Origin of the sequence: Paenibacillus motobuensis (assembly GCF_039521865.1) — a bacterium.
In the GTDB taxonomy this organism is placed as follows: domain Bacteria; phylum Bacillota; class Bacilli; order Paenibacillales; family Paenibacillaceae; genus Fontibacillus; species Fontibacillus motobuensis.
Window position 1 is genome coordinate 18,823 of record NZ_BAAACX010000018.1, and the last position, 21,793, is coordinate 40,615.

Consider the following 21,793-nt stretch of genomic DNA (forward strand, 5'->3'; position numbering starts at 1 on the left):
GATTTCGAGACAATTTCCTGAGAATAATTGTATTTCTGCAGCTAATCATGAAATATAATTCGCCTAGGCTAATCTCATTCTGAAGTCTTCGTAGCCGAATTCGTGAACAACCTGATAGTCGCCGTTCTTGTCGCAGAGAACAAGGGCTGGCAGAGGCATTCCATTGAAGGTCGTGTTCTTCACCATGGAGTAGATTGCCATGTCGCCGAAGACGAGGCGGTCGCCGCTCTTCAGCGGCTGATCGAACGAATAATCGCCGATGTTATCGCCAGAGAGACAGGTAGGCCCGCCAAGCCGATACGTATAAGGCTTCTCGCCGGGTTCCCCGGAGCCTAGCAGCGGCGGACGATAAGGCATTTCCAGCACGTCTGGCATATGGCAGGAAGCGGACGTATCCAGGATGGCGATATCCATTCCGTTCTGCATCGTATCGAGCACTGAAGTGATCAGGAAGCCGGCGTTCAGAGCGACTGCCTCTCCAGGCTCAAGGTAGACTTCCAGGCCATACTTCTCCTGCATGCGGCGGATGCATTGCTCCAGCAAAGGGATATCATAATCTTCTCTCGTAATATGATGCCCTCCGCCGAAGTTGATCCATTCCATTTGCGACAGCCAAGGTCCGAATTTCTCTTCTACTGCATCCAGCGTCGTCGCCAGATCATCGGAGTTCTGCTGGCACAGTGTATGGAAGTGCAGTCCAGAGATTCCCTCTAGCAGATCCGGGCGAAAATGCTCACGGGTCACGCCGAATCGAGAACCGACGGCACAAGGATTGTAAATGTCATGCCCAACCTGAGTTGAACATTCTGGATTAATACGCAGACCGTACTTCTTGCCTGCGGCCAGCACTTTATGACCGAACTTCTCTACTTGGGAGAAGGAGTTGAAGATAATATGATCGCAGAGCTCAATGATCTCGTCGATCTGATCCTCACGGTAGGCCGGGGCAAAGCAATGATTTTCCTTACCCATTTCCTCATGGCCTAGCCGAGCCTCGTACAATCCGCTCGATGCCGTCCCACTCAAATAGCGGCCAATCTGCGGGTAGGTCGTATACATCGAGAAGGCCTTCTGGGCCAATATGATCTTGGCTCCAGTGCGCTCCATAATACCGCCTAATATCTCAAGGTTCCGTTCTAATAGAGCTTCATCTACTACATAGCATGGGGTAGGCAGTTCTTCGAAGCGCATCTTATCGAACTAGCTCCGTTTCGCGCTCTTGGGCCGTTGCCGCTTCGTCTTCAGGATAAGCATCAACAAGCTCAGGATTGAAGCTTTCTTGCCATGGAAGTCCCCATTGGTTCAGTGCATCCATGAATGGATCTGGATCGAATTCTTCGATGTTGTAGACACCTGGTTTGTTCCACTTGCCGGTCATCACCATCATAGCGCCGATCATGGCAGGGACACCGGTCGTATAAGCGACAGCTTGCGAACCGACTTCCTTATAGCACTCCTCGTGGTTGCACACGTTGTAGACGTAGTACATCTTTTCTTTGCCATCCTTTTTGCCTTTGAAGATGCAGCCAATATTCGTCTTGCCCTTCGTACGTGGACCGAGGGAAGAAGGATCCGGCAATACGGCCTTCAGGAATTGCAGCGGAATGATCTGCTTGCCTTCGAATTCAATCGGCTCGATTGAGGTCATACCGACATTTTCAAGGCATTTCAGGTGAGTCAGGTAGCTCTGACCGAAGGTCATGAAGAAGCGGATGCGCTTTATCCCCGGAATGTTCAGGGCCAGTGATTCGATCTCTTCATGGTGCAGCAGATACATGTCTTTCTCCCCGATCTCAGGGAAGTTGTATACGCGCTTGATCTCCATCGGTTCAGTCTCAACCCATTGGCCGTTCTCCCAGTAGCTGCCGTTTGCCGTTACTTCACGGATATTAATCTCAGGGTTGAAATTGGTAGCGAACGGATACCCGTGGTCGCCAGCATTGCAGTCGAGAATATCGATGTATTCAATCTCGTCAAAATGATGCTTCAAAGCATGGGCGGAGAATACGCCGGTTACGCCTGGATCGAAGCCGCTGCCCAGCAAAGCAGTAATTCCAGCTTGCTCGAAGCGCTCACGGTATTCCCATTGCCATTTATATTCGAATTTCGCCGTATCTTCCGGCTCATAGTTAGCGGTATCCATATAGTTGGTCTTGGTAGCCAGGCAAGCATCCATAATCGTCAAATCTTGATATGGCAGAGCCAGGTTCATCACGATATCCGGCTTAACTTCATTGATCAGAGCAATCAACTCGTCAACATTATTCGCATCGACTTGAGCGGTTGTAATTTTCGTCTTGCCACCATCGAGTTTAGCTTTAAGTGCATCACATTTGGACTTCGTACGGCTTGCGATGCAGATTTCTTCGAAGACCTCACTGTTCTGGCAGCATTTATGGATGGCCACCGAAGCCACGCCGCCGCAACCGATAATAAGCGCTTTTCCCATTGTTCATATCCCCTATCGTGAGTGTTTTTTTGTGGTCAATCACGCAAAAAAAGCAAGTGAATACATGCGCCTAGCGCACACATCACTTGCTTCTGATATATCGATATGAAGTATCTCCAATAGAAATCGGACATATATCATCATGCCATCGCAAAATACACACAACAAATCAGCGACGCATAAAGATCCCTCAATATTCAAATATATCCTGCTTGATCAGAGTCTATATAGCAAATAATCGCCTTTACCACTCTTATTGACCGTTTCACAAGTTGATGTGCATAATGCACTGGTTGTAAAGTAACCAACTTATAAAATTTGAGCTTTTAACTCAATCAATAAGGCAACGCTAGGTTGCCGATCGGCATTTGACCCGGCTGTCCGTATGGCCTTAACTTCCCGGGAAGGAAGTGGTCAAAAAATTATCTGCTTGGAAAGACTCGCAAAATATATTGAATACCGACTTTCCAAATTGCTCTTTTATATTAGCAGGAGTTTATTCATTCGGCAATATAAATTTTAAATTTTATTTACAGGAATTTTGTGGGCATGTTTTATAAGACATTACTGAGAAATGGACAACCGGCTTGGCTTGCTAAAGAAGTGTACATGCCCAGTAAACGCTGGAGCCAGCTGAAGAGAGGTGTCTCTAACGAAACTACAGATCGTTATTTCTACAAAAACGATACTTGTTTAAATCTAACGAAACACCATAACGTTATTTGCAGGAAAAACAAGCTTAAGTTCACTATTTTGATTAAATAGCGATACCCTGTTTCGTTAAACTTTGTGATTGCCTTTTTTAGCGCAAATAGCGACCACGTTTCGTTAGAAATTATTCGCGGCTTACTTCTCTGGCTGAGTCCTGTACAGTAACATCGATATCGATTTTCGGCATGTCATCACATCTTTATAAATTCCTTAGAAATTGTTGTTACGATAACCGGGAAGGTTGACACGAGAACAATTCAATGAATTTATAGGGAGGAAGAAATCAATGAAAGCAAGCAAACGATTCACAGGTATCGTGGCAGCGGGCATGGCCCTGACGATGCTGTTGTCACCGCTCAGCGCCTCTGCATCCGGGCAGCAGGATACGGGATTCAAGGACAATTTCCGGGAAATTAAGTCGGCAACGTCGGAGGACTATAGCGATCTGGAGTTTCTTAAGCCGCTGCTGGAAGATAAGACGGTCGTTAGCTTAGGTGAGAACTTTCACCGCGTAGCGGAATACAGCAGCATGAAGACGAGACTGATTAAGTATTTGCATGAAGAGCTTGATTTTGACGTCGTTATGTTTGAGTCGGGGCTAGGCGATTCTTTCATGGCGTATGAGAATGCAGATGCTCTACCCGCCAAAGGAATGATGGAAGGCTCCATCTTCCCGATCTGGCACTCTAAGGAGACGTTGGAGCTGTTCGATTATATCAAGCAGCAGAAGAGTACTGATGATCCCCTGTATCTTGCAGGGTACGATATGCAGTTCACATCGGGTTACTTAACTCAGTTTATTGCCGGTTGGCTTGCCAAGGTAGATGAGAAGCAAGGTAAGGATTACTTCGACTTCGAAATGCAGGCGATGACTGACTTCTACACGGTGATTAACGAATATGGCCTTGACTTCGATAACAACCCTCAAGCCAAGCAGGCCATCCAGAAAGTACTGAATGAATATGAACCGAAATATAGAGCCCTCATTCAATTTATCCAAGACAACGAGGAGCAGCTTGCAGCTGCATTTCCGCAAAATGACAAAATGGTCGATATTGCTCTGAAAACGTTGGAGGGCCGGATCAGCTTCATCAAAATGGGATTGTACGGCACGAAAGAAAGCTATGAATTCAGAGACCGCATTATGGCTGACAATGTAGAGTGGCTAATGCAGGTGATGTACCCAGGTAAAAAGGTGATTCTATGGGCGCATAACGATCATCTGGCCAAGAATACGTCGGGAATGATGACGAAGGAGCAGGGCAAATGGATTCACAGCTTCACCAGCATGGGAGAACTGCTGCATAAGAAGTTCAAGGACAAGGGATATGTGATTGGCTTCTATATGAATAGCGGAAGAGCAAGCACGATCACGACACAGCAGCTCTTCGATATTCATCCAATGCCGAAGGGCAGCCTGGAGCAGATCGTAATGAGCAGCGGTTATAAGATTGCCTTCGCTGATCTGTCCCAGCATAAGACACCGGACAAGAGCAACTCCTGGATGTTCAGAATGAACTATGCCGCTGAAGATGGAATGACCTCCGAGATCATAGCCCCGAACGCGATGAGATTTATCCCGAGAGAACAGTATGACGGTCTTATCGTCTTCGATCAAGTGAAGGAGCCGACAACGAAGTATTAATAGTGCACCCCCCTGAAGAAGCAACGATGTTACATTTCAGGGGGATTTTTGATGTGTAAGCATGTACAATGGACTGGATAGAAGTTGAAAGGATATCTGCGAAAATGAGAGAAAAGATTCTGATTGCCGACGATGAGCGGGAAATTGTAGAGTTCATGCGGGACGCACTGGAGGACGAAGGCTATGATGTGCGGATCGCATATGACGGCAGCCAGGTGCTGGACCGGCTTGAAGACCATGAGCAGCTTGATCTGATCATTCTTGATATTATGATGCCCCATCTGGATGGTCTTGAGGTGTGCCAGGTAATCAGGGACCGGGTATCCTGCCCTATTCTGTTCTTAAGCGCACGCTCCGCCGAAGCGGATCGCATCCGGGGACTGGCTGTCGGCGGTGACGATTATATCGTCAAGCCCTTTAGTATGCAGGAGCTGAAGGCGAGAATCAGGGCGCATCTACGCCGCGAGCAGCGGGTTCACTTAGGCTGTCAGCCGAAGCTGCTTCACCACGGCCATCTGACGATTGATCTGGACAGTCTGCAATTATTTTATAAGAACATCCCTATCCCTCTAACCAGCCGGGAATTTGAACTGTTCCAGCTTCTCTTCATGCATCCGAACCAAGTATTCTCTCGCGAGCAGATGTATGAGAAGATTTGGGGTTATGATGCCGAGGGAGACTCGGCTACAGTGACAGAGCATATCAAGAACATTCGTGCCAAGCTGGCGGCGGCAGCCCCTGAGCAGACATTTGTGACGACGGTATGGGGGGTAGGATACAAATTCAACAGACAGTGAAGACGAGTAGAAGATCGCTGCGCAGGCAGTTTATGAGTGCGTTTGTGCTTGTCCTATTTTTTAGCTTCCTATGCTCACTTGTCGTGTGGGGCTGTACACTTTATTCTCTGATCAATCAGACGAGGAAGGGATTTCTTCCAGCCAATCATTACGAGCGGCAAATCCCGCAGATTCTAAAATATGCGGCAAAGCAGCAGGATGCCTTGTTATCTCCTCAGATGCAGGATGAACTGGAGAAAGTGATTCCACTTCAGGGCATCCAATATCAAGTTATCGATCTTGAGGGACGGATTGTCTACGGATGGAAGGGAGAGAGCTACGTCAAGGGTCGGGAGGACTTGATTGGAAAGCTGAACAGGACAGATAGTTATAATGGCAGGTATGTTAAGTTCAATCCTATTCTTGATGGGCAAAAACGGCTGAAGGGGATGCTCCTGCTCCGCTACAGTCTTAATGTGACTACTAACAATCCTAGGAACGGGCTGCTTGTTAGTCTCGTATTAGGCAGTTTGATTGCCCCGTTCGTGTTTATCATCTTGTTCTCTGCGATCTTCGCCAGAAGACTAGGCAAGCGGTTCGAACCGTCGATAACCCGGATTATTGGGGGAGCGCGGCGAATTCAGCAGAATGATCTTAATTTCTCTGTCGCTGGAGAGGGCGGTTCGAAGGAATTGACCGAGCTCTCGAATGCTTTTGAAGAGATGCGAGGTGCCCTGGAGCAATCTTTGAAGCGAGAGTGGCTACTGGAGCAGGAGAGACGCGATATGATCTCGGCGATTGCCCATGATCTGCGGACTCCGCTGACGATTATCCAGGGACATGCGGATAACCTGATCGAGAATGGTACACGCCATCCCGAGCGGCTGGAGCGGTACCTGCTGACTATTCGGAACAGTACCCAGCGTGCCGATAAGATGCTGACCGAGCTGCTGTTCCTGAATCGCATCGACACACCTGACTTTATCCTGCAGTATATGCCAACGGATTTAGCCGCCTTCTGTGAACGGAAGAGACAAGAGTTCGATCTATTGTGCCAAGAAAAAGGGGCCACGTTCCATTACTCACGCGAACAGTGGCATCGCCATGCAGGGCATATGCTTCTTCTTGATACCGCAAGACTGGAGCAAGTTCTCGATAACGTGATTACGAACGGATTGAGATTTACACCAGTGGGTGGAGAAATAGTGTGGACGATCTCTGTAAATGAGCAGCATATTATTTTCGAAGTGAAGGATACGGGGCCGGGCTTCAGCGAGCAAGATCTACGCTTCATGTTCGATAGATTCTATTCCGGCGATGCCTCCAGATCTCAGGATCAGGGCCATTCCGGACTGGGACTGTACACAGCGAAGCTGCTAGTGGAGAAACACGGCGGAAGGATTGAGGCCGGGAATCGTGTCCAAGGCGGCGCTTGGGTAAGAATTACTATACCCTATGAGTGTGCTCCATAGTGTTCATATAAAAGATAAGAGCCACCGGAATCCGGTGGCTCTTTGGATCACTCAGCCGTTACATGCGGTCCTGCCTGTTACCTCTCTCTCAGGAACTCTTCGATTCGTCTATCCGGCAAGAACCAGATGATAGCAACAAGGACGATGAAGAAACCAGATACCCATGGGCTTATATACGCAGTTAACACCGTTAGAAGGTAAAGGATCGGCGAGAGCTTCGCCTTCCAACCCCTTCCTATAGTGTGAAAATGGGAGTCCCTCGGATGTTGGTTAATAATTGATCGTTGCAGTAGCCAGTACGACATGGATGCCAGGGTAAGGATGATACCGTACAAGGCCATCGGAGTCGGAGCAAAGTGGCTCTCTCCCATCCAGGCGGTGGTAAACGGAACCAGGGACAGCCAGAAGAGCAGCAGTAGATTAAGCCACATCAGCCGACCGTTCATCGTTCGCACCATATGCAGCAGATGGTGATGATTATTCCAGTAAATACCGACGTATACAAAGCTGAAAATGTAACTGAGAACCTTTGGAAAAAGATAGACCAAGGAATTCCAATCATGGCCTTCAGGCAACTTGAATTCCAGCACCATAATGGTAATGATAATGGCCAGTACCCCGTCACTGAAGGCTTCCATCCGATTTGCTTTCACCAAGACCCCTCGTTTCCGATGCGTGTGTTATTTTCCCTATAATAATATTTCTTGAGCGACATTAATAGATGCATAATATTCAGGATTAGGAGATATTCATGCTCTCTCAATGGTGATGCCGCTGCAGCAGATGCCCGAATTCAAGCTTCGACTTCGCCGAGTTCTACGAATATGTGAAGCAGCGGGAATATGTGATCTAGGGTGTTTTCCATTATTTTAGACGGACAGGTTCCCGATAAATAGGCACCCGCATAGGATGACTACAAAAAGTTATAGGCTATGAGAGGAGAATGAATGTTGCACGACAAACCATGGGACCAGCAGCAATGGGTTAATCCTGGACAATACGGCTGGAATAATTACGATTGGAGTCATGGCGGCTATTCGTACTATAGCTCGGGTAGTGTGAGTGAGCATGGCTGGAGCCCGTTCTACAGAGCCAATAAGATTGAGGATTATGGACCCAGGCCGTTCGTCATCAATATTGAAGAGGCCACGAAGCGGAACAACAATTACCGTACGGCTCTATGGACAGGGGATCATCTGCAAGTAACATTAATGAGCCTCAATGTCGGCGAGGATATCGGTCTGGAGGTTCATCCGGATGTCGATCAATTTCTGCGAATCGAGGAAGGGGAGGGACTCGTCCAGATGGGGAATAAGAAGGACCACTTGAATTTTCAAGAGAGGGTTCATGATAACGATGCTATCCTAGTCCCTGCCGGAACCTGGCATAATGTGATCAATTCAGGCAAGAAGCCGCTTAAGCTCTACACAATCTATGCACCACCTAACCATCCGCATGGAACCGTCCAAGAGACCAAAGCCATTGCTATGGCTGAGGAAAGGGCAGAAAAGTAATTTTAATCAATAAGTAGAACAGCCAGTTGCCCATCAATTGCGGCGACTGGCTGATTAAATGTAATGGTTACTATTTAGATGTTCCAATAATCTCCATGAAGTTCAAGAAAATAACACCGATTCATGATTGAATCGGTGTTATTTTTAATATCTGCGTGAAGCTCATATTGAACTATATTTGCTGTTTCGCTTACATTATAGGTTCCAAATATGGTACAGGATCACCGCTACTTCGGCCCGGGCAACCGGGTCATGAGGAGCAATCTTGTCATCCTTGCCGCTTACAATTCCGCTGCTGATCAGCGTAGTGGCGCTGTCTAAGGCGTAACCGGATATGCTCGCTGCATCCGAATACGCGTCGAGCCCACCGCTGCCTTCCAGTTGTATGCCAGCTGCAGCAAGCGCACGTGTCGTCATAACCATCATATCCTGCCGGGAGACTGTACTGCTTGGTCTGAAAGTGTTGTCCTGATAGCCATTAGCGATACCGAGTTCCTTAGCGATAGCCAGTTCCTTACTATAATAAGCGCCTGCAGGAATGTCGCTGAAAGTCCCTTCGTTGCTGCTCGTTCCTTGCAGTTCAAGTGTCCTCACTAGAAGCGTGATAAGATCGGCTCTTCTGATCGGAGATTCCGGAGAGAAGCTATTCTCGTTCATGCCCTTGATAATATCACGGGCTGCTAGCGTCTCGATCGCTTGTCTATCCGAAGCAACCCCAGACAGATCTCCGAAGGTCTTGGATACGTAGGCTATAGCATAAGTACTGAAATGGGTTGTATGGAAGACAGCCGCTTTACTTGCTGCAACATATCGTCCGTTCGGAACAGGCGTTGCCTTGCCCTCGCTATTGATGTGCCAAATGACGAGATTATTCAGATGGCCCAGTTCATCCGCTGACGGTGTATAAGGAATAGATACCGTGACAGGTGCAGCAGGGTTATTCCATGCGATTACGCGATCTCCGGCCGATATGCTCAGCTTGATCATCGGACGATCGCCAATACGCTCGCGGATAGAGCTAGATAGCCCCTCTGCAGAGGCTTTGGCGATGCGGAAGGTTACTTGTTCTCCTTCCACAGTTGTGTTGGATAGCATTTGGCTTGGAATTCGAACGGATGCATGCTCTGTTTGCAACAGCAGATCGAAATCTACTTGACCTGTCAAATGCTGAGACGGCAATTGCACTTCGTAAGATTCCGCATCCGTCTGCTTCGGCACATCGATGACGATTTGCTTCTTGCCGTTAGCTCCGATTGCAGCCTGCTCAAGCGCCTTGCTCAGCGTCTCATTGGAGATCGTAATCTTGGCTACTCCATTCTCGTTCTTCACCTGCGGTTTAATCGTTACAACACCGTCTTTGTTCTCTACGGTAGGCGCCGATGGAACAGAACCGCTGTTACTAGAGCTATTGCCGCTATTATTGCTATTACCGCTATCGCTGCCATTACTCCCGCCACCATTGGAGCTGCCGGGCTTGCCGGTGAGAGTAAGAACACCAAAGACAGAGGTGTCCTGGAACCCATTGCCTGTCGTGTCATTCCATGCTGCGACACTCTGACGGGCGCCGTCCTTGGCATCGTTAATCTGTGCATCGAAGCCTACTTTTGTATTATTAGCTGGAGTGATCGTCCTGAACGGGATCTTCATCTCAACCGTATAATTGGAGCCTGAAATCTTGGTCGCTGATTCGAACCCTTCGGCGATACTTTCAGGATTGAAAGTAGTCTCGTTGTCGAAGTTCACTCTATATTGTCCGTCGTCATCCTGATAGACGAAAGTCTTGGCATTGTTCTCGTCAACGAATACTTCAACGGAGTCCTGCTCCCAAGCGTTAGCGCTTGATTTATCAAGCTGTGAGTCGCTGACCTGAATCAATACATACAGGTTCTGATCGTCCCATAGCGCTTTAGCTACACCGGTAGCCCCTTGCCAAGCTGACTGATACCGATTGATCGGCATCTCTGGGGCATTGCTCCAGACCGTGTCTATGCTTCCGTCAATTACAGGAGTGGCATAGTTCGCTGTGGAATGTTTAGCATCGATTTGCTCAGGTTGATTTTCTTCCATATATTTATCAGGATCGATGACGCCATAATAGGCTGGCTTGGCCTGCAGATTCTTGTCGAACAGCAGTGGATTGAACTCAGCTCTCCAACTCGTCCCATCATCTAATCCCCAGAACGTAATACGCTTGATATGATCAGAATACTCTTTGTAAATGTTGAATAGCTGTGCATACAGATAACCTTGGGCTTTGGCTAGCTTGTCAGAGAGCTCATAGTTGCTTCCGGTCATAATATCCATCTCGGTGATGCTGATCTCGACACCGAGGGAGATGAATTTCTCCAGGGATGCTCTTACACTGGCCGGGTTGGTATTCACCGAATAGTGTGCTTGCATGCCTATACCGTCGATTAGCAGCTTGCCGGGATGGTCTTTGGCATAATTATCGTTGATCTCTTTGACCATTTGATAGATGGCCTCCGCTTTATTCGGGTTGTCATCATTGTAATCGTTGTAATACAGCTTGATATCGAGGTTATTCTCTTCAACTGCCTCTCTGGCTGCAAGGAAGGCCTGCTCGACATAATCCGGACCGATGGCTTGATACCATTCAGACTTGCGCAGCGCTCCCTGCCAATCGGAAGGGTTATTCGGGTTATCGTTCATCGCTTCATTTACGACATCCCAGGAAATGACCCTGTCCCCGAAATGCTTCACCACGGTCTTGATGTGGTTCCGTAAATTCTCGAGGGCCTCTTCGCGACCCAGAGGGAGCTTGTTGTCAGTCGTATTCATCCATGGAGGCGATTGTTGATGCCACACAAGGACATGCCCGTGCATTTGCATGCCTGCATCCAGTACCTTATTTACCATGGCATCCGCTGCGTCAAAAGTAAATTTGCCCTTCTCGCCCTGCAGCGCATCCGGCTTCATAGCATTGCCTGCCGTAGCGACATTATGGTGCATGGTCAGCAGGTCAAGCCGTATGCCATCCAGATCCTCCGCCGAAATAGCGTTGCCGATCAGGAAGTCATTTTTATATACATCCTTGATTGGAGCTAGATCTCTCTGGATATCGATTGGGCCTGCGATTTTCACGAAGCTGATATCATCGATATAGAAAGAGGCCGTCGCATTATTCGAGCTCTCAACGTAGATCGTCAGATATTCGCCGCCGACGCTGTTATAACGATAGCTTCCTTCGAACTGCACCCAGCCGTCATTGGTGCTGATGGTTTTGGGTGAGAGGGCAACATAATTCGCGCTGCCTCCATCGCCAATCTGCGTAGACAATTGAATTTGTGAGCTTGCCGGATCGATCAGCTTGACCCAAGCCGACACTTTATATTCACTGCCCTTGTCGACATACTGCTCGACACGCAGGGACGGACCGTGCCAAGTCTCTGTTCTGCCTTCGACCTTCAAAGCGTAGGATCCGCCCTCGGTATGGTTGGCTTCATCTGTAATGGTCAATGTTTCTTTGCCTGACCTCCCACCAAAACCGCCCATCTCCAAATCTTCAAAGGTAATCGTAGTGAATTCCTTCGCTGGCGGTCTAGGCTGTTCTGGTTCAGTACCACCCGACTCCTCGGTGATCAGGATATCTCCGATGTAGAATGGAACTGTGGCACCGGGGTCGTTGGATTGGACTCGAAGAGCCCGATCCTTGGATGTATCAACGGTAAACTTTTTGGATAGGGTTAAGCCCTTTCCTGCTTCAAATTTTGCACCGTCTAGCCATTCATAACTATCTACCGTTTGTAAGAAAGCTTGAGCGTCACTCGGCACATTCACACCCGCATCAACATACACAGCTACGGTCACCGTGTAGGTCTTACCATTTTTCAGACCAATGTCCGCGAAATTGAAATCAGCCGCATCCCAGTTGTTTGATCGGTTGCTTACATATAACGCTCCGCCGTCTTCATTTCCTTCAAAATCTTTACCCGTGACATGCTCCAGCAAGGCGCTGCCCGATTGTTGAGCTGCCCCTTTACCGTTAGCAAAGGTCTCGTGATAAACTGTTACTGGCGCCGAAGCTCCCTCAGTATCAGCCTTTGCTCCAGTAGCTATCCAGCCCGAAGGGATGAATAGGATTGCTGCAAGCAAGATCGCGATGGATCGTTTGATCATTTTAGTCATTCGTTCTGTGCACCCTCCCTTATAAATATTGTGGTTAAGCGCTTTCATGTATCGTGGAACAGATCCTCCTTTCAGAACCAAATCATATTATTTTTTCAATTTAGCCTCTAGTTCAGAATTAAAGAAGGTTCCGATATTATTACATATCATTGTGAATATGTAGATTTTCTCGTGATTTAGCTCCTATTTGCGAGAATAGCTACATCTATTTTCCAGAAAAAGAGTTATCCTATTTAAATAGAGATCATGTATATCAAGAGCAGTGTGATAAGAGTTATCCTTGCTAACAAGACGAAGAACGAACTTGCATGGGAGGGAGTCTATGCGCTGAGGACAGGATTAGAAGTGGTCATACTATAGGTGGGAATTTATAATCATCCGGAGGAATGAGAACTGAACTCCTGTGAATACTAAGAATATGAAGACTTGGTGAACTGGTTTGACATTGAGAATGATTAATATATAATAATTATTATAAATAAGAAATTAGTATAGCTTACTTGAGAAATGTGCATGCCACTGCTCGAATGTCTCTATGCTAATCTTCATTTAAACCAATATACCTGGGAGGTACGAAAAATCATGTCATTGATTGGAACAGAAGTACTACCATTTAGAGCTGATGCTTATCACAACGGTGATTTCGTTGAAGTCACTCAAGAGAATTTCAAAGGAAAATGGAGTGTAGTTTGCTTCTACCCTGCAGACTTCACATTCGTGTGCCCTACTGAGCTTGAAGACTTGCAAGATCAATATGCAACATTGAAGGAGCTTGGTGTTGAAGTATACTCCGTATCTACGGATTCCCATTTCGTACACAAAGCTTGGCACGATAGCTCCGAAGCCATCGGCAAAGTTACTTACATTATGATTGGCGACCCTTCACATACAATTTCCCGCAACTTCGACGTGTTGATTGAAGCAGATGGCGTGGCAGACCGCGGTACCTTCATCATCGACCCAGACGGAGTGATTCAAGCGGTTGAGATTACTGCCGGCGGCATCGGACGTGACGCAAGCATTCTGATCGACAAGATCAAGGCTGCTCAATATGTTCGCAACCATCCGGGTGAAGTTTGCCCTGCTAAGTGGAAGGAAGGCGGAGCAACTCTGAAGCCTAGCCTTGACCTTGTAGGCAAGATTTAAGGAGAGAGATCATGAAACTGGATGCAGACATCAAATCACAACTGGCGCAATATCTCCAGCTCTTGGAAGGCAATGTTCTGCTGAAGGTCAGTGCAGGATCCGATTCGGTATCTAACGACATGCTGGATTTAGTGAATGAACTATCCAGCATGTCTGATAAAATTACGATAGAGCATACTACATTGCCTAGAACTCCAAGCTTTAGCGTAAACCGTGTAGGTGAGGACACTGGCGTTACTTTTGCTGGGGTACCATTAGGCCATGAGTTCACTTCGTTGGTACTCGCTTTGCTTCAAGTTAGCGGTAGACCGCCTAAGGTTGAGCAGAGCGTTATTGATCGGATTAAGGCCATTCAAGGTGTATATCACTTTGAGACTTATGTCAGCTTGTCCTGCCACAACTGTCCTGACGTTGTACAGGCGCTGAACATGATGAGCGTGCTTAATCCTAATATTACCCACACCATGATTGACGGTGCAGCCTTCAAGGAAGAAGTAGAGAGCAAGGACATTATGGCGGTGCCAAGTGTCTATCTCAATGCTGAATTCTTCGAGAGCGGCCGTATGACGGTGGAAGATATTTTGAATAAAATGGGCAGCTCGGAGGATACTTCCGAGTTTGATAATAAAGAGCCATACGACGTATTGGTTGTTGGTGGCGGTCCAGCTGGCGCGAGCGCAGCGATCTACGCAGCACGCAAAGGCATTCGCACAGGTATTATCGCTGAACGCTTCGGCGGACAAGTGAATGATACGCTGGGTATCGAGAACTTGATCGGTACAAAATATACAGAAGGTCCTAAGCTTGCTGCCAGCCTTGAGGAGCATGCGAAGGAATACAACATCGACATCATGAAATCTCAGCTTGCGAAGCGTCTCGAGAAGAAAGACTTCGTAGAGGTTGAATTGGAGAACGGTGCGATTCTGAAGAGTAAGACCGTCATTGTGTCCACAGGTGCTCGTTGGCGTAACCTGGGTGTACCTGGCGAAGCAGAGTTCAAGAACAAGGGTGTGGCTTATTGCCCGCACTGTGACGGTCCTCTATTCGCTGGCAAGCATGTTGCTGTTGTTGGCGGCGGCAACTCTGGTGTGGAGGCAGCAATTGATCTGGCAGGCGTCGCTGGTCATGTTACTGTCCTCGAATTCATGCCAGAATTGAAGGCTGATTCCGTTCTTCAAGAACGTCTGAACAGCTTGCCGAATACCACAGTACTCAAGAACGCTCAAGTGAAGGAGATTACCGGAACCAACAAGGTTGACGGTGTAACTTACATCGAGCGTGAGAGCGGTGAAGAGAAGCATATCGATCTGCAAGGGGTATTTATCCAAATCGGTCTTGTACCGAATACAGATTGGTTAGCCGACACCGTAGAACGTACTCGTATGGGTGAGATTGTCGTAGACAACCGCGGTGCAACGACCGTTCCTGGCGTATTTGCCGCAGGCGACTGCACGAATGCTCCATTCAAGCAGATCATCATCTCGATGGGCTCCGGTGCTACTGCAGCGCTTGGCGCGTTCGATTATATGATCCGGAACCAATAAACCTTATTAAGATCATGGAGCAAGGGCCTAAGTTCACGACAGCACCGTGAATGTACCTGCTTGGGATTACGCTTATACGTGCGTTCCTAGAAGGATGGCTCCTGCGTCCATTGAAGAACCCCAGCCCGGGTGAGGGCTGGGGTTTTTTGTAAATATGAAGTTACTGGATTCTAACGGAAATCAGCGACGTTATTTTGCGCTAAATGTGGTGTTTTGAGAACTAATGGAAATGAAATTTTTAGAATGCTTAATTTGGTGGAGATAGCGGCATTGAGGGACGATATAGTTGCGAACAATAATTACACGGACATCGCTATGGGTAGCTATGATAAGAAGCGAGACTCTACCGTGGCACGCACCGGGTGGCATAACATCAATCATTTCCAAATTTCTTCTTATAGTGGCTCAGTGTAAGAAGCGGCCAGATATAGCGGTAGCTATGATAATGGGAATAGAAGTGGCCAGGAAGGCCAGCACCTGTCGGATAGGTACTCTTCCAGTCGTCTTCGTGAAGTAAAGCGATAAGCCTCTGTATTCCTAGATCGATCTCTGGTGTTGGCTGCGCCTGAACAGCGATGAGCGCGTCCAACGCCCACGCGGTTTGAGAGGGTGTGCTCTCCCCTAAGGGCACATAACGCCGCAGTCGATCGCTTCGGCAGGATTCTCCCCATCCACCGTCCGCATTCTGAATGTCCAAGAGCCAACGGACTCCTTGTTGTACGGTCTTATGGCTGGCGGGGAGGCCAACTGCGGCTAATCCGGTCAACGCTGCCCAAGTTCCATAGATATAACAGACGCCCCATCTTCCGTACCAGGAACCATCCTTCTCTTGATGTCCGATCAGCCACTCTGTTCCCCGCTTGATATATGGGTATCGAATGTCCAGTCCAGCGAAGTTTCCAAGATACTCTAAGGTACGCCCGGTCAAATCCGCCTCTGAGGGGTCAATGGCCGCTGACTTGGCCCCGTCGATAGCGAGCCAGGTGAGCATTTCGTTGTTTGTATCTTTCTCAAATGCGGGCCATCCTCCGTCTTTATTCTGCATAGAGAGAACCCAATTCAGTCCGCGATTCCACGCTTTCAGGTAGGAAGGATCGCTATTGGAGAAGCTTAGGATTGCCCGTAGAGCCGCGGTGGAATCATCCACATCAGGATTGATCGTATTGGTCTCTGAGAATCCCCAGCCCCCAGGCTGGGTTCCCGGATTGTGAATACTCCAATCAGCGGTCTTATGCTGTTGTCTAGGCAGTAGATACGCGGCGGCACGCCGGATCGCTGGATGATTAGCGGGAACCCCGGCCTCCTGCAAGGCGTAGGCTAGCAGCGCCGTATCCCATACCGTCGAAGGAGAGTTCTGTATCGTCGTTGTTCCGTCATAGTGGAACTGCATATCGGTAAGCCCCTGAATGGCATCCGTGATCAGAGGATGCTGCTGCTCATAGCCCAGGGCCAGCAAGGCGAATATCATAAGGATCGTACTGCTGGCGTAGCTGTAGAGGGTGCCGTCAGCTTCGATTCGCTTGAGTATGAACTTCTCCGCTTTGGTTATCGCGGTCTCATGGATATGACGTCGAGTACCGATCAGCCAGCTTAGACCCGTCTTCATGCTATCCTGCAACTCCTGGTATCCGCGGGGGAGTGGTTCTTCTTCTTCATCTATTAGTCGCATATGAAGATCAGACAGATCTGGCGTATGAGCGTTGGTCATCGAAAACTGCTTGTCGCCCATAATGAGCATCGGGATCAGGTGAATCCTTGAATATCCTGAGAAATCATATATATTAATCGGAAAATATTTGGGGAACAGCATGATCTCTAGCGGGATCGAGGAGATGGAAGCAGGCCACTTTCGTTGTCCGGTGATCGAGAGAATAGCCTTCGTTAGAATATTGGTGATTTTGCCGAGACCACCTTTGGATAAAATATATCGTCTAGCCCGCTGGATAGGCTCGTCTGCTGTCTGGCTGTACCCGGAGTAGAGCAGGGCGTAGTAAGCTTCAACCGAAGCGGACAAGTTCCCTTCCTCTTCATCGGTAAACAGTCTCCAGCAGCCATCGGGCTGCTGCGCAGCAAGAATCCGGTCATGCAGCTGCCGAATCAGCGCCTCGTTCGGGATATTCAGCACTCGAAAGAGAATAATGACATAAGCATCGATGGCTGTCCCGTTCTCAAAGCAGAAACGCCAGGACCCATCCTGCTCCTGCTGCTCGATCAGCGCCGTCGTCAGCCTCTCTATTTCGTCATCTACTGCACTCAGCACATCGCCCATTTCCTTAGTACCTCCGAGGGTGTTTTTAGAGGTTGTTCAAAAAGTCCGCTTTTGATCACGAAGTGAATCAGGAAGCAAATTCGACATCGAATCTTGAATTCAGCCGGGCCTTCCGGTGCTCACGTACTCACAACGTACGCTCCGCTCCTCATGCCCTAGCTTCATTCTCGGTGCTGAAAACCGGCCTTTTTGAACACGCACTTTTAGAATTATATGAATGTGGGCGGGGGGAAATATCCTTATGAGATGAAAACTAGTGTGATCACACTTATCAAGCGGTCAAAAATGACCGTTAGAGCAAGAAAAGAACAACTACGCTCTTCTAACGGACACTTTTGACCATTAGAAGCACATAATGTGGTTTTCTTCGACATTTCCCCCTTGTAATGGACATCAATGTCCGTTACAGGGGCAAGATGCCAAAGAATCACCGCTAACGGTCAATAATGTCCGTCTGAGTGGTCAGGTCAAACACAAAAGAGCCGTCTCCAAGTCGGAAGATCGACTTTTGAGACAGCCCTATAGTCCATTATATGAATTACTCCTGTATTACCCCTGTATTACCCCGAAATAACTCTCTCCACAGGATAATTAATTTTCGGTTTCTTCTTCTTGCCCCCAATAATGAAGATGAACGATGTCAGACCGATTCTACCAATGAACATGAGCAGCATCAGCAAACACTTCGCAAAGGCGCTTAGTTCTGGTGTAATGCCTGTGGACATTCCCACCGTACCAAAGGCAGAGCATACCTCCAAAATGATCGATATCAGTTGGTGATGTGGATCCGTAATGTTGATAACAATAGCGGAGGTCCCGCACATCACAATGGCAAGCAGCATAATCGCCAGTGATTTCATAACATCATCCGGATGAATTTCTCGATTGAAAATTTTGATCTCACGATTCCCTCTGACGTAGTTATACATAAATAAGATGCACACTGCAAAGGTCGTGGTTCGAATTCCTCCGCCTACAGAGTTTGGAGATCCACCAATGAACATGTAGATGCTCATGACAAGCAGGGTAGGCTCTGACAATTGAGTGATATCCATCGTCGTTAATCCGGCGCTTCGGGTTGAAGTAGATTGGAAGAACGAATAGAAGAACATCTCATGCCATGACATTCCTTTAAAGTAATGCTGATATTCAAGCAAGAAGATAAGAATAGTCCCAATAACCAAAAGAATGAGATACGTCGATGTCGTTAATTTGGCAAATAGCGAGAAGCGAAAAGGTGGAGCCTGCTTGTCCCTTTTTCTCGATAAAAAAGTCTTAATCTCAATCAGTACAGGGAATCCGATGGCTCCAAATATGATCAAGATACTGGTAACGACTTGTACAAAATAATCATTGGCAAAAGGCAGCAGTGATTGTCCTGTAATATCCACTCCGGCGTTCGTCGTTGCACTAACGGATGCAAATAAACCTTGTAGGAAGGCTTCATGCCAGGTTGGGAAATAATTAAGGAAATGAAGTCCGAAAATAACAGCTCCAATGAGCTCAGTAAGCAAAATGATTCTTAGAATTTCCTTGATAAATTGAACCAGTCCTGATAATTGAAACTGGTTGTTGTCAATCATGATAAGCTGCCGTTCGCGTAGTCCAATTTTGCGTCCGATGAGGATCCAGAAGAAGGTGCTCATCGCCATAATCCCAAGACCACCGAACTGCAGCACTAACATAATAATGAAGTATCCAAACACACTAAAGGTGTCTGCCACATTCAGTACAGCAAGCCCTGTGTCACTTACTACGCTAACTGCAGTGAACACCGTATCAAAGAAGCTCACCTCAGTGCCACGTCGATATACACCTGGAAGGCTGAATAATCCAATAGATATCGTTACAGCAAGTAAATAATAGCCGGATATAACCTGAGCAGGTGAGCGTTTTTCTAGCCAACCTCGCATATTTCTTAACAGGGCCAACAACATGTCCTCCAATTCATATATCGTAAAAAGAAGCCAACGAAAGAGATGACTCTTCCGACAGCTTCAAAGAAAGTTTAAAATTGAATCGTGTTTATCATACCCTCTGTGTTTCGGCTTGTAAAGGGTAGTAAATAATAGTGCTTCGGTTATATTCTTACACCTACTTTACTCTTGTCTATCTCTATATCTTGATGAGTAAGAAGATCCAAATAGTGATCGATGATGATATTGCGAATATAGTTTTAGATGCATCACTCTATGGTACATTAGAGGGGTTTAATTATTTTTTTATTAATGAAAGAAAAACAGCTTCTCCTGTGTCTAATTGTAGAAAGGGGGGGAAGGGACACTTATGATAGATCTAGAGAGGGAAGAACCTGATATTGAGAGATTAATCGAGGAATATGGGGACTCTCTTCTGCGAATGTGTTTGTTGTATCTGAAGGATCTGAGCTTAGCAGAAGATGCGGTGCAAGATACCTTCGTGAAAGTCTATCAGCGTTATTCACAGTTTCAAGGCAAATCTAGTGAGAAAACATGGATTATGCGAATCGCCATAAATGTTTGCAAGAATATTCAGCGAAGTTCGTGGTGGAGACGTATTGATTATTCGTTCACTCTGGAGCAGATACCAGCTAAGACTCATGATAGGCAGGATGATGCTTTATTAAGTCAGATTATGAAGTTGTCTCCGAAGTATAAGGAGGTTATTCTCCTTTATTACTATCAGGACATGAAAATTCGAGAGATTGCTGAAGCGTTGCAGGTACCAGAATCTACGATCTCTGTAAGGTTGAAGCGAGCTCGTGAGAAGCTAAAATTCAACTTGAAAGGATGGCAGGCTGATGAATAGTAGGATTAATCTCGAAGAAGTGATTAATGCCAGGTTAAGTGCCGTAAAAGTGAGTCATGAATTAGAAGGTAGAATTCGCTACGCTGTAGCACCAAGAAAGCGTACATATCGGAGATCTGTGGCCTTCATAGTGGCTTGTTTTATTTGCGTGATGGTCTCCGTTCCTGTCATAGCAGCACAAGTTCCTACTTTTCGAGCAATATTAGAGCAGCTGGGAGTCCCCTATGTCTATCTCCTTCAACCCATTCAGTTGGTTGCTGAAGATCAAGGGATCAAGATGGAAGTCCTGGCAGCAATAAATGATGAGGATGAGGCCGTTGTTTATTTAACGTTGCAAGACCTAACAGGAGATCGGGTAGATCATACGGTTGATTTGTATAATTACTGGATCAGTGGGGGGAGAAGCTTTACGCATGAACTGATTGATTATGATGAAACCTCTCGTACAGCTACGATTAGAATGGTCTCTCATGGTGGGAAGCAATGGAATGGCAGCAAGGTGACTGTTCGCCTCAGTTCCTTCCTAAGTCATAGAGAGGAATTTGATCTAGAAAATACTGAGATTAACCTGAAAGATATCGTGAATAGACCGATTGACACACAAACGCTCGATATGAACAACATTTCTGGAGGCGGAGGTGAGTTATATAAGGAGTTAAAGGACAAGGAGTTTATAGATATTTTAAGAACAGATGAGATTCATAAGGATATTCCTAAGATTAATTTTGCCTATATCTCTAATATAGGTTTTGTGAATAGAAGACTTCATGTCCAGACTAAGTGGCAGGAGAGCGTGGATAATCATGGATACTTCTATCTGCAAAATAAGAAGGGCGAGCGTGTTAGGGGAGGTAGTGTTCATTTCGGAGTAGATCAACAGGGTAAGGCAGTCTATGGAGATGAATATGTCGAATATATATTTGATATCAATGAATCTGAGATTGACAATTATGACTTATATGGTTACTTTGTCAAAAATAATAGTTTTACCACAGGCAATTGGGAGACAACCTTTAAGTTTGATGCGGTAGATACCACGAAAAAAGTTGCTAAAGATGTAAATGTAGGTGATGTACACTTCGATCAGGTTACTTTAACGCCCCTTGGTGTCCATATTGTCAGTTCACTGCCGTCTATTGCCCCCTTACAAGTAGAACTTGTGATGAAGGATGGAACGAGTATAGAGCTGAATAGCCGTATTGAATCCCAGGAAGCAGAGGGGAGGTTTACAGTGAAACATGAAGCTCCTCTAGATGTTGAAGCGATCAAGGAGCTGCGTATAAATGGAATCGTTGTGCCATTAAAATAATGTGCGTTGAATGATTTTTCATCTT

General features: G+C 46.9%; 14 protein-coding genes. 8 read left to right on the plus strand and 6 right to left on the minus strand.

The window, feature by feature from the left end; all coding sequences use genetic code 11:
* Nucleotides 1-63: 63 nt before the first annotated feature.
* The gene (nspC, locus tag ABD014_RS19635; protein WP_343863986.1) at nt 64-1,191 is read right to left on the minus strand and encodes a carboxynorspermidine decarboxylase; all 1,128 of its coding nucleotides are present in this window, start codon (nt 1,189-1,191) and stop codon (nt 64-66) included.
* 1 nt (nt 1,192) lies between these two features.
* Nucleotides 1,193-2,449, minus strand: coding sequence for a saccharopine dehydrogenase family protein (locus ABD014_RS19640; protein WP_343863988.1), 1,257 nt, complete (start codon nt 2,447-2,449; stop codon nt 1,193-1,195).
* A 997-nt stretch (nt 2,450-3,446) separates the two neighbouring features.
* Between ABD014_RS19640 and ABD014_RS19645 the strand changes: the two genes are divergently transcribed.
* The 3 genes from ABD014_RS19645 (at nt 3,447) to ABD014_RS19655 (ending at nt 7,053) form a co-directional block, all read left to right on the plus strand.
* Nucleotides 3,447-4,805 carry an erythromycin esterase family protein gene (locus ABD014_RS19645; protein WP_343863990.1) on the plus strand — a complete coding sequence of 453 codons (1,359 nt, stop codon included), beginning with the start codon at nt 3,447-3,449 and terminating at the stop codon, nt 4,803-4,805.
* A gap of 104 nt (nt 4,806-4,909) precedes the next feature.
* Nucleotides 4,910-5,602 (plus strand): response regulator transcription factor, encoded by a 693-nt coding sequence (locus ABD014_RS19650; protein WP_343863992.1) that lies wholly within the window; start codon nt 4,910-4,912, stop codon nt 5,600-5,602.
* A gap of 32 nt (nt 5,603-5,634) precedes the next feature.
* Nucleotides 5,635-7,053 (plus strand): sensor histidine kinase, encoded by a 1,419-nt coding sequence (locus ABD014_RS19655; protein ID WP_343863994.1) that lies wholly within the window; start codon nt 5,635-5,637, stop codon nt 7,051-7,053.
* Nucleotides 7,054-7,130: 77 nt separating this feature from the next.
* Here the strand turns inward: ABD014_RS19655 and ABD014_RS19660 are convergent, their stop codons facing one another.
* On the minus strand, nt 7,131-7,706 hold the full coding sequence (locus tag ABD014_RS19660; RefSeq protein WP_343863996.1) for a TMEM175 family protein: 576 nt from the start codon (nt 7,704-7,706) through the stop codon (nt 7,131-7,133).
* Nucleotides 7,707-8,003: 297 nt separating this feature from the next.
* Here ABD014_RS19660 and ABD014_RS19665 point away from each other — a divergent pair, with 297 nt between their 5' ends.
* A complete protein-coding gene (locus tag ABD014_RS19665) occupies nt 8,004-8,567 on the plus strand; it encodes a cupin domain-containing protein (RefSeq protein ID WP_379338701.1) in 564 nt (187 codons plus the stop codon).
* A 195-nt stretch (nt 8,568-8,762) separates the two neighbouring features.
* Here the strand turns inward: ABD014_RS19665 and ABD014_RS19670 are convergent, their stop codons facing one another.
* Nucleotides 8,763-12,713, minus strand: a complete 3,951-nt coding sequence (locus ABD014_RS19670) for an endo-1,4-beta-xylanase (protein ID WP_343864000.1) — start codon at nt 12,711-12,713, stop codon at nt 8,763-8,765.
* A 582-nt stretch (nt 12,714-13,295) separates the two neighbouring features.
* Here ABD014_RS19670 and ahpC point away from each other — a divergent pair.
* Both ahpC and ahpF read left to right on the plus strand, forming a co-directional pair.
* Nucleotides 13,296-13,859 (plus strand): alkyl hydroperoxide reductase subunit C, encoded by a 564-nt coding sequence (ahpC, locus tag ABD014_RS19675; protein ID WP_343864002.1) that lies wholly within the window; start codon nt 13,296-13,298, stop codon nt 13,857-13,859.
* 11 nt (nt 13,860-13,870) lie between these two features.
* Entirely contained in the window at nt 13,871-15,403 is a 1,533-nt protein-coding gene (gene ahpF, locus ABD014_RS19680; RefSeq protein ID WP_343864004.1) for an alkyl hydroperoxide reductase subunit F, read from the plus strand.
* A 373-nt stretch (nt 15,404-15,776) separates the two neighbouring features.
* Here the strand turns inward: ahpF and shc are convergent, their stop codons facing one another.
* Together shc and ABD014_RS19690 are read right to left on the minus strand one after the other, a co-directional pair.
* A complete protein-coding gene (gene shc, locus ABD014_RS19685) occupies nt 15,777-17,672 on the minus strand; it encodes a squalene--hopene cyclase (protein ID WP_343864006.1) in 1,896 nt (631 codons plus the stop codon).
* Between the two features lie 560 nt (nt 17,673-18,232).
* Nucleotides 18,233-19,597 carry a TrkH family potassium uptake protein gene (locus ABD014_RS19690; protein ID WP_343864521.1) on the minus strand — a complete coding sequence of 455 codons (1,365 nt, stop codon included), beginning with the start codon at nt 19,595-19,597 and terminating at the stop codon, nt 18,233-18,235.
* A 361-nt stretch (nt 19,598-19,958) separates the two neighbouring features.
* Between ABD014_RS19690 and ABD014_RS19695 the strand changes: the two genes are divergently transcribed.
* Together ABD014_RS19695 and ABD014_RS19700 are read left to right on the plus strand one after the other, a co-directional pair.
* Nucleotides 19,959-20,459: a sigma-70 family RNA polymerase sigma factor gene (locus ABD014_RS19695; RefSeq protein ID WP_343864008.1), complete on the plus strand. Its 501-nt coding sequence runs from the start codon at nt 19,959-19,961 to the stop codon at nt 20,457-20,459.
* Entirely contained in the window at nt 20,452-21,768 is a 1,317-nt protein-coding gene (locus ABD014_RS19700; protein ID WP_343864010.1) for a DUF4179 domain-containing protein, read from the plus strand. The genes ABD014_RS19695 and ABD014_RS19700 overlap by 8 nt, the downstream gene beginning before the upstream one ends.
* The last annotated feature ends 25 nt before the right edge of the window (nt 21,769-21,793 follow it).